At 67.1% G+C, this 9,016-nt stretch carries 7 protein-coding genes and 1 pseudogene; 1 reads left to right on the top strand and 7 read right to left on the bottom strand.

Going from position 1 to position 9,016, the window contains the following annotated elements; translation table 11 throughout:
• On the top strand, positions 1-1,822 hold a 1,822-nt coding region (locus VTU_RS0120390; RefSeq protein ID WP_010108041.1), incomplete at its 5' end, for an Ig-like domain-containing protein.
• A gap of 159 nt (positions 1,823-1,981) precedes the next feature.
• On the opposite strand, the gene nudB is transcribed toward VTU_RS0120390, so the two are convergent.
• The 7 genes and pseudogenes from nudB to VTU_RS28950 form a co-directional block, all read right to left on the bottom strand.
• Positions 1,982-2,446 (bottom strand): dihydroneopterin triphosphate diphosphatase, encoded by a 465-nt coding sequence (gene nudB / locus VTU_RS0120385; RefSeq protein ID WP_010108039.1) that lies wholly within the window; start codon positions 2,444-2,446, stop codon positions 1,982-1,984.
• Between the two features lie 12 nt (positions 2,447-2,458).
• Positions 2,459-4,270: an aspartate--tRNA ligase gene (gene aspS, locus VTU_RS0120380; RefSeq protein WP_010108037.1), complete on the bottom strand. Its 1,812-nt coding sequence runs from the start codon at positions 4,268-4,270 to the stop codon at positions 2,459-2,461.
• Positions 4,271-4,326: 56 nt separating this feature from the next.
• Complete coding sequence (locus VTU_RS0120375) at positions 4,327-4,953, bottom strand: DUF502 domain-containing protein (protein ID WP_010108036.1); 627 nt, start codon at positions 4,951-4,953, stop codon at positions 4,327-4,329.
• Between the two features lie 15 nt (positions 4,954-4,968).
• Positions 4,969-5,325: an FmdB family zinc ribbon protein gene (locus tag VTU_RS0120370; RefSeq protein WP_010108033.1), complete on the bottom strand. Its 357-nt coding sequence runs from the start codon at positions 5,323-5,325 to the stop codon at positions 4,969-4,971.
• Between the two features lie 107 nt (positions 5,326-5,432).
• The gene (locus tag VTU_RS0120365) at positions 5,433-6,884 is read right to left on the bottom strand and encodes a high affinity choline transporter 1 (protein WP_010108031.1); all 1,452 of its coding nucleotides are present in this window, start codon (positions 6,882-6,884) and stop codon (positions 5,433-5,435) included.
• A 162-nt stretch (positions 6,885-7,046) separates the two neighbouring features.
• Positions 7,047-8,611, bottom strand: a pseudogene (gene ubiB, locus VTU_RS28955) (ubiquinone biosynthesis regulatory protein kinase UbiB).
• Positions 8,608-9,016 (bottom strand): hypothetical protein (locus VTU_RS28950; RefSeq protein WP_040893461.1); only part of this gene is annotated, 409 nt, incomplete at its 5' end. The gene VTU_RS28950 and the pseudogene ubiB, both read right to left, overlap by 4 nt.

Raw genomic sequence — 9,016 nt, 5'->3', positions numbered from 1 at the left:
CAACAGCATCGGCGTGAACATGACCGGGGTCAGGGGCGCAGCAACCGGAAGGGCCGGGGTGGGCCTCACCCACAGCGCCAACTACAGCATCGACACCAAGCCCCCCACGCTGGCGGCGACCCAGCCGATCACGCTCCGGGACGACCAACTGCACCTGGGCGAAAGCACCAGCGTCACGATCCGCTTCTCCGAAGACATCGACCCCGACAGCTTCAGCACCGCCGACCTGAGCGTGGAGGGAGGCGCGAGGCTGTCCAACCTGCGCAGCACCGGCGACGGCACCACCCTCTGGGAGGTCACGCTGACGGCCCCGGAGTCCCCCTCCGCCAGCAGTACGACGGGCAACAAGATAAGAGTGAACCTGGCAGGAATCACCGACCGCGCGGGCAACGCCGGGGTGGGCACGGCGGACTCCACGGTCCGCTACGACATCGACACCGAGCGCCCCCATGTGAGCATCACGCTGGCCGACAGCAGCCTGACGAGTGGCGAAACCACGACCGTCAGCTTCCGCTTCAACGAGGCAGTCAGCGGCTTCGATGCGAGCCGGATAGACCTCTCGAACGCGAACGGCACACTGGGTCCTCTGACGGCTGGTGCAGACGGAAAAACCTGGACCGCGACCTTCACGCCCAGGGCCAACGTAGACGACGCGAGCAACACCATCGGCGTGAACATGAGCGGTGTGCGGGACCAGGCGGGCAATAGCACGACCGGCACGATCACCAGCGCCAACTACACCGTGGACACCCGGCCGGACACCACGGCCCCGGCGCTGATCACCACCGGCGACTCGCGTCCCAAGGTCACTGGCGACCAGCTGGTGCTCAGCTTTAGCGACACGGGCAACCTGGACGCGAGCCGCAAGCCGGCGAGCGGAGCCTTTACGGTGCTTGTCAACGGCGTCGCAAACGCCGTCACCAACGTCACCGTCGAGGCCCAAGCCAAAACCGTCACGCTCACGCTGAGCACGGCGGTCACCAGCGACCAGACGGTCACCGTCGCCTACGCCGACCCCACGACCGGCAACGACGCCAACGCCATACAGGACGCCGCCGGCAACGACGCGGCCAGCTTTGCTGCTACCGCGGTGACCAACAACACGCCAGCGCCCGCCGCACCTCCACCTGTCGGACCTGTACCCGCCCCACCCCCTCCATCCGGTGGATCCTCTGGCGGCTCCTCCGCGCCTGCACCAGGCCCCTACAGGGAACCGGATACGGACGGCGACAGTGTGCCCGACGCCCAGGAAAACCAGGCCATCGGCCCCACCGGTGCCGCACTCGGCGACGGCAACGGAGACAACGTCCAGGACAGGACACAGGCCGCAGTCGCCTCATACAGCGCCACGACAAGCAGCAGTTCCAGCACCTCGGTCACCTTGGTGGCCGATAGCCAGGAAGGCAAGGTCAACGCCGACAGCACCGTCCGCATTACCAGCCTGGTGCAAAAGGCGACCCCGACCCCGATGCCCCAGGCGCTGGAGACACCGATCGCGCTGACGAGCTTCAAGGCCACGCTGGATGCCACCGGCAGCAGCGAGACCTTCAGCCTGTACGTGGACCCGAAGATCGGTGCCAACGGGTACTGGGCGCAGGACAGCACCGGCATCTGGGTGAATCTGGCGAGCAGCCCTTACGGCGGCAAGATGGCAAGCGATGGCGGGCGACTGCGGCTGGACTTCGCGATCCAGGATGGCGGGCCGTTCGACGCCGATGGCCAGGCCAACGGTGCCGTCACCGCCTCCGGCGCCGCAGCGCAGATGCCGCTGTCCATCACCGGGCAGGCGTCCGATGTGCCGCGGGAAGGGTTCTGGTTCTGAGCGGCCAGTCCCCCCTCAAGAAGGCTCATGGGACCTTCCTGGCATGGGGGGTGGAGGCTGCCCGGACGGGCGTTGACCGGGCCGCAGCACCAGCCACAGCGCGATGGCGATCAGTCCGCCCCCATCGCGTGCGCTGGTGGGCATCGGCAGGCGCGGCGCTCAGGCCCGCGCCGTGAACCGGGGCAGGAGCAGGCAGGCCTCGGCGTTCGACGCCGAAAAGCAGCGCGCCGCCGCACGCTGCCAGGGCAGCCACTCGAAGGCGTCGTGCTCGCGCGGGCTGAGTTGCACGGGCGTTCCCGCGGGCACGCACAGACCGAAGACACGTTCGCGGTTGCACCACACGCCGGGCGCGTAGCGGTGCAGCCACTCGGGCCAAATGGCGTAGACGTTTTCCAAAGCCCAGTCGCTCAGCACGCAGCCGGGCGCGCGCGTGTCGATTCCGGTTTCCTCGGCCACTTCGCGCCGGGCCGTGCGTGCCAAGGGCTCGCCTCTGTGCTCCCGGCTTCCGGTGACCGACTGCCAATGCTCCCGGCCACCCCCCGTGCGGCGGATCAGCAGGACATCGAGCGCCGGGGTGTGGACGAGCACCAGCACCGATTCCGGGATTTTCCAGGGCCGCTGCACGGCCTGCCCCGGTCAGGCTTTGGCCGCGTCGGGGTTGCGCAGGCGGATATGCAACTCGCGCAGCTGCTTTTCATCGACCGGGCCGGGCGCCTGGGTCAGCAGGCATTGCGCGCGCTGGGTCTTGGGAAAGGCGATCACGTCGCGGATCGACTCGGCGCCGGTCATCAGGCTCACGATGCGGTCCAGACCAAAGGCCAGGCCGCCATGCGGCGGCGCGCCGTACTGCAGGGCGTCGAGCAGAAAGCCGAACTTGGAGCGGGCCTCTTCGGGCGTGATCCGCAGCGCGTCAAATACCTTCTGCTGCACGTCGGCGCGGTGGATGCGCACCGATCCGCCGCCCATTTCCCAGCCGTTGAGCACCATGTCGTAGGCCTTGGAGATGCATTTCTCGGGGGCCGTGGCCATCCAGTCCTCGTGGCCGTCCTTGGGCGCCGTGAAGGGGTGGTGCACCGCGGTGTAGCGCCGGGTCTCCTCGTCGAACTCGAACATCGGAAAGTCCACCACCCACAGCGGCGCCCAGCGGTCTTCAAACAGGCCATTGCCCTTGCCGAATGCGCTGTGGCCGATCTTGTTGCGCAGCGCGCCCAGGGCGTCGTTGACGACCTTTTCCCGGTCCGCGCCGAAGAAGATCAGGTCGCCGTCCCGGGCGCCGCTGCGCTCCAGGAGCGCGGCGAGCGCGGCGTCGTGCAGGTTCTTGACGATCGGCGACTGCAGGCCGTCGCGCCCCCGGGCCCGTTCGTTGACCTTGATGTAGGCCAGGCCCTTGGCGCCGTAGATCTTGACGAACTCGGTGTAGGCGTCGATCTCGCCGCGCGAGAGGCCGCCGGACTCGCGCGCACCGCCCGGCACGAGCAAGCCCGCGACGCGGCCACCGGGCATGCTCGCAGCGCCCGCGAACACCTTGAAGTCAACGTCCCGCATCACGTCGGTGAGCTCGGTGAATGCGAGCTTCACGCGCAGGTCCGGCTTGTCCGATCCATAGTGGTGCATGGCGTCCTGGTAGCTCATGACCGGGAACTCGCCCAGGTCCACGCTCAGCGTGTTCTGGAACACCGTCTTGATCATTCCCTGGAACAGGTCGCGGATGTCCTGTTCGTCCAGGAACGAGGTTTCGATGTCGATCTGCGTGAACTCGGGCTGGCGGTCGGCGCGCAGGTCCTCGTCGCGAAAGCACTTGGTGATCTGGTAGTAGCGGTCGAACCCGGCGACCATCAGCAGCTGCTTGAACAACTGGGGCGACTGGGGCAACGCAAAGAACTGGCCCGCGTGCACGCGGCTCGGAACCAGGTAGTCGCGCGCGCCCTCGGGCGTGCTCTTGGTGAGCATGGGGGTTTCGATGTCGATGAAGCCATGGGCGTCGAGGAAGCGGCGCACCTCCATCGCCACCCGGTAGCGCAGCATCAGGTTGCTTTGCATGCAGGGGCGGCGCAGATCCAGCACGCGGTGCGTGAGGCGCGTGGTCTCCGAGAGATTTTCTTCGTCGATCTGGAACGGCGGCGTGACCGAGGGGTTGAGCACGTTCAGCTCATGGCACAGCACCTCGATCTGGCCGCTCTTGAGCCGGTCGTTCGTGGTGCCGTCGGGGCGCATGCGCACCTGGCCCCGGACCTGCACGCAGAATTCGTTGCGCACGCCCTCGGCGGTCCTGAACATCTGCGCCCGGTCGGGGTCGCAGACGACCTGCACCGGGCCTTCGCGGTCGCGCAGGTCGATGAAGATCACGCCGCCGTGGTCGCGGCGGCGGTTCACCCAGCCCGCCAGGGTAACGGTCTGGCCCAGCAGGGCCTCGGTCACGAGACCGCAATAGTGGGAACGCATGGCCATGGCAAAAACTTCCGGCGCCGCGGGGGCGCGTCAAAAGGGTTTCACAAAAGAGGGGTTCACTGCGTCCTGAAAGACGCTGGCACGTGGTCCGCCGGAGCGACCACGCCCATGGAAACGATGTACTTCAGGGCGGTGTCCACGCTCATGTCGAGCTCGACGCAATCGCTCCTGCGCAGCATCACGAAGTAACCCCCGGTGGGGTTCGGCGTGGTCGGAACGTAGACGCTGACGAAGCCGTCGTACAGATACGCCGCCACCTCGCCGCTGGGCGCACCCGTGACGAAGGCCAGGGTCCAGACGCCCTCGCGCGGCCACTGCACGAGAACGGCCTTGCGAAACGCATTCCCGCTTTCGGCAAACAGCGTGTCCGAGACCTGCTTGACGCTGGAGTAGATGGAGCGCACCACCGGAATGCGGTGCACCAGCGCGTCGCCCCATTGCACCAATTTGCGGCCTGCAAAGTTGCTCGCGACGGCGCCCACGATGAGCAGGATGAGCAGCGTGAGCACCACCCCGAAGCCCGGGATGTGAAAGCCCAGCAACTTGTCCGGCTGCCAGGCGTCGGGCAGGATCAGCAGGGTCTGGTCCAGCGTGCCGACGATCCAGTTGAGCACCCCGGCCGTGATGACGCCCGGCACGATCACCAGCAGGCCGGTCAGCAGCCATTTGCGCAGGGAGGCCATGCGCGGACACCCAAGTCAGGCCGACGTTGCCGGGGGTGCACTGCTGCCGGTGCCGCCGGCCGCGCCAGCGTTCGTGGCCGCTTTGGGTGCAGCGTCCGGGCTCGCGGGCGCTGCCGCGTCGGACTTCGCGCCCGACTTCGTATCCGTCTTCTCGTCCGATTTCCCGTCCGTCTTGGCCTGCGCCGTGCCGCCACCGCGGAAATCGGTCACGTACCAGCCAGAGCCCTTGAGCTGAAAGCCTGCCGCAGTGACCTGCTTGGCAAAGGCTGGCGCACCGCAGGCCGGGCAGTCAGTCAATGGTGCATCGGAGATTTTTTGCAGCACCTCCTTGGCATGGCCGCAGGAGCCGCATTTGTAGGCGTAGATAGGCATGTCGGCGTCGTCGAGGGATTCGATCGGATGGGTGATGCAAAGCCCGCGATTATAGGCGGGCCGGCCTGTTCCCGGATTCCCGCCTGCCCGACCGCACCAGCCGGCACTCAGGCCGTGCTGCCCTCGTAGTGGGTGACCTGGCCCTTGTGGTCGTCTATCCATTGCGGCGCGAGCGAGCCCCCGAGCATTCCCGCGAGCGCGGCGAGCACGCCGGCGAGTTGCTGCGGAAAGGCCTCGGACAGCATCGGGCTGGCGACGAACAGCAGCCACACACCCAGCCCCATGGCCACCGCCAGCAGCGCGCCCTGGGTCGTTGCGCGCTTCCAGTACAGGCCAAAGACCAGCGGCACGAAAGCCCCCACGAGCGGCACCTGGTAGGCGCCGGACACCAGTTCATAGATCGACGTGCCCTGCATGGTGATGGCGTAGCTCAGCACGCAGCCGGTAAAGACCAGCACCGCGATGCGCATCGCCTTGAGCGTCTCCTGGTCGTTCATTCCGGGGCGCAGGTTGTGCAGGATGTTTTCCACGAAGGTCGTCGAGGGCGCGAGCAGCGTGGCCGAGGCCGTGGACATGATGGCCGAGAGCAGGGCGCCGAAAAACGCCACCTGCAGCAGCAGCGGCATGCGCTCCATGACCAGCATGGGCAGCACCTTCTGCGGGTCTTCCTTGAGCAGTTCCTGCACGGTTTCGGGCATGACCAGCACGGCCGCCGTGACCACGAACATGGGAATGAACGCGAACAGCAGGTACAGCAGGCCGCCGATGACCGGGCCCTTGCGCGCCGTGGCCGCGCTGTTCGAGGACATCACGCGCTGGAACACGTCCTGCTGCGGGATGGAGCCAAGCATCATGGTGATTCCGGCGGCGAAAAAGAAGGTCCATTCCCTGACCCCGCCCTCCGGGAAAAAGCGGAACTTGCCCTCGCGCGCAGCAAATTCCACCACCTTGCGCGCGCCGCCCGCCAGGTCGGCCGCGCACCAGGCAATGAGCAACAGGCCCACGCCGATGACGATCATCTGCACGAAATCGGTCATGGCCACGGACCACATGCCGCCGTACAGGGTGTAGATCAGAACCACCAGTATCCCGATGACCATGCCCAGTTGCACGGACACGGCGCCCTGCGTGAGCAGGTTGAAAACCAGGCCGAGTGCGGTGATCTGCGCCGCGACCCAGCCCAGGTAGCTGAAGATGATGATCGCCGAACAAGAGACCTCGATCACCCGCCCGTAGCGCTGGCGGTAGTAGTCCCCGAGCGTGATCAGGTTCTTCTGGTAGAGCTTGCTGGCAAAAAAGAGCCCCACCAGCACCAGACACATGGAGGCGCCAAACGGGTCTTCGACCACCGAGCCCAGGCCGCCGTCGACGAAGCGGGCCGAGACGCCGAGCACGGTCTCCGAGCCAAACCAGGTGGCGAAGGTAGTGGCGATCACCATGGCCAGCGGCAGGTGCCGCCCGGCTACCGCGTAGTCGGCCGTGTTGTGCACGCGCCGGGCGGCGTACAGGCCCACGGCCATCGAGGCCAGCAGATATAGAACGATGAAAGACAGCAACATGGCCGTGCTCCGAAACTCCAAGGGTGGTTGCAAGAAAAACAGGACGCGCGGCGGACGTTTCTCCCGTCCCTGCCGCAGCGCCTGCGGACCATGGGGCAGCAGCCCCGACGACGAAACCCGGAACAAAAATCACAGCCCATCATGCGAGCAACTTGCGTGCCTTCAGAAAACGCGCACCCGCATGAAGAACTGCATGCACAGCAGGCCGAGCACGAAACCCAGGCCGCCATAGATGATGCTTTGCAGCAGGCGGTTGGTGCGCTTTTGCGCGTCGAGCAGCTCGCGCAACACCAGTTGCTCCGGCGGGCGCTGGCGCAGCACGCCATGGACCAGGCGCGGCAACTCGGGCAGCAGCTTGGCGTAGCGCGGCGCCTCGGCGCGCAACTCGCGCCACAGGCGCTGCGGCCCCATCTGCTCGCGCATCCATTTTTCGAGGAAGGGCTTGGCGCTGTTCCACAGGTCCAGTTCCGGATCCAGCTCCCGGCCCAGGCCCTCGATGTTCAACAGGGTTTTTGCAGCAGCACCAGTTGAGGCTGGATTTCGACATGGAAGCGGCGCGAGGTCTGGAACAGGCGCATGAGCACCAGCCCCAGCGAGATTTCCTTGAGCGGCCGATCGAAGTACGGCTCGCACACGGCGCGGATCGCCGACTCGAGGTCGTTCGCGCGGGTCTCGGGCGGCACCCAGCCGCTTTCGATGTGCAGTTCGGCGACGCGCTTGTAGTCGCGGCGGAAAAAGGCCACGAAATTCTGCGCAAGGTATTCCTTGTCCGACTCGGTAAGCGTGCCCACGATGCCGAAATCGAGCGAGATATAGCGCCCGAAGGTCTCCGGCTCGAGGCTGACCTGGATGTTGCCCGGGTGCATGTCGGCGTGAAAGAAGCCGTCGCGAAACACCTGGGTGAAAAAGATCGTGACGCCGTCGCGCGCGAGCTTCGGGATGTCCACCCGCGCCTCGCGCAGGCGCTCGACCTGACTGATCGGCACACCGTTCATGCGCTGCATGACCATGACCTCGGGGCGGCAGAAGTCCCAGAAAATCTCGGGAACCAGCACCAGATCCAGGCCCTGCATGTTGCGCCGCAACTGCGCGGCGTTGGCGGCTTCGCGCACCAGGTCGAGCTCGTCGTGCAGGTAGTTGTCGAACTCGGCGACCACCTCGCGCGGCTTCAGGCGCCGGCCGTCGGCAGACAGGCTCTCCACCCAGCCGGCCATCAGGCGCAGCAGACTCAGGTCCTTCTCTATCACCGGCAGCATGCCCGGGCGCAGCACCTTCACGGCCACCTCGCGCTCCACGCCCTGGCGGTCGCGCAGCGTGGCGAAATGCACCTGCGCAATCGAGGCGCTGGCCACCGGCGTGCGCTCGAACCGGGTGAAGATCTGCTCCAGCGGGCGGCGAAACGCGCGCTCGATGGTGGCCACGGCAATCTCCGGATCGAAGGGCGGGACGCGGTCCTGCAGGCGCGCCAGCTCGTCGGCGATGTCCGCGGGCAGCAGGTCGCGCCGCGTGGAAAGCACCTGACCAAACTTGACGAAGATCGGCCCCAGGCACTCCAGCGCCTGGCGCAGGCGCTGGCCGCGCGGCGCGTCGAACCTGCGCCCCAGGGACAGGGGGCGCGCAAGCTGCCGCAGCCAGAGCCTGTGCGGCAGGCTGTCGAGCACCAGACTGTCCAGACCAAAACGCAAAACCACCCACAGGATGGTCGCCCCGCGCAGAAACTGCTTCATGCGCCGGTCCGCTCGGCAGCGCCGGCCGACGGTTCCGGGGGCATGGTCACGCTGGAGGAAAACGTCCCGGGCACCTGCGCCCCGGCAAAGCGGCGCAGCGCCTGCGCCGCAGCGCGGGCGCAACGCGCCAGCACATGCGCCGGCGCGTCGCCGAGCACGCGCGCCAGGTCCTCCTCCAGATCCCAGCGCAGATGCTCGACCAGCCAGTTGATTTCCGCGGCCAGTTGCACATCGCCCTCGATGCGGATCGCGGGCCTGGCGCCACGCAGCGCCCCGCGGGCCAGCACGAACGCAGAGCTCTCGATCAGTTCCAGCCGCAGATCCGGCACCGCGCCAGCGGGGGCCAGGTTGAACAACCCGGCCGGTGTGACGCGCAGCGCCAGCGACCAGGCGCGCCACTGCACG

Origin of the sequence: Verminephrobacter aporrectodeae subsp. tuberculatae At4, assembly GCF_000193225.1 — a bacterium.
In the GTDB taxonomy this organism is placed as follows: domain Bacteria; phylum Pseudomonadota; class Gammaproteobacteria; order Burkholderiales; family Burkholderiaceae_C; genus Acidovorax; species Acidovorax aporrectodeae.
The sequence above is the reverse complement of the archived record's forward strand: the minus strand, read 5'-3'. Positions and strand labels throughout refer to the sequence as shown.

Excerpts from the sequence above, each read along its gene's own strand:
- aspS (WP_010108037.1), bottom strand. The coding sequence starts at position 4,270 with ATGGCCATGCGTTCCCACTATTGCGGTCTCGTGACCGAGGCCCTGCTG.
- VTU_RS0120370 (WP_010108033.1), bottom strand. The coding sequence starts at position 5,325 with ATGCCTATCTACGCCTACAAATGCGGCTCCTGCGGCCATGCCAAGGAG.
- VTU_RS0120365 (WP_010108031.1), bottom strand. The coding sequence starts at position 6,884 with ATGTTGCTGTCTTTCATCGTTCTATATCTGCTGGCCTCGATGGCCGTG.
- VTU_RS0120375 (WP_010108036.1), bottom strand. The coding sequence starts at position 4,953 with ATGGCCTCCCTGCGCAAATGGCTGCTGACCGGCCTGCTGGTGATCGTG.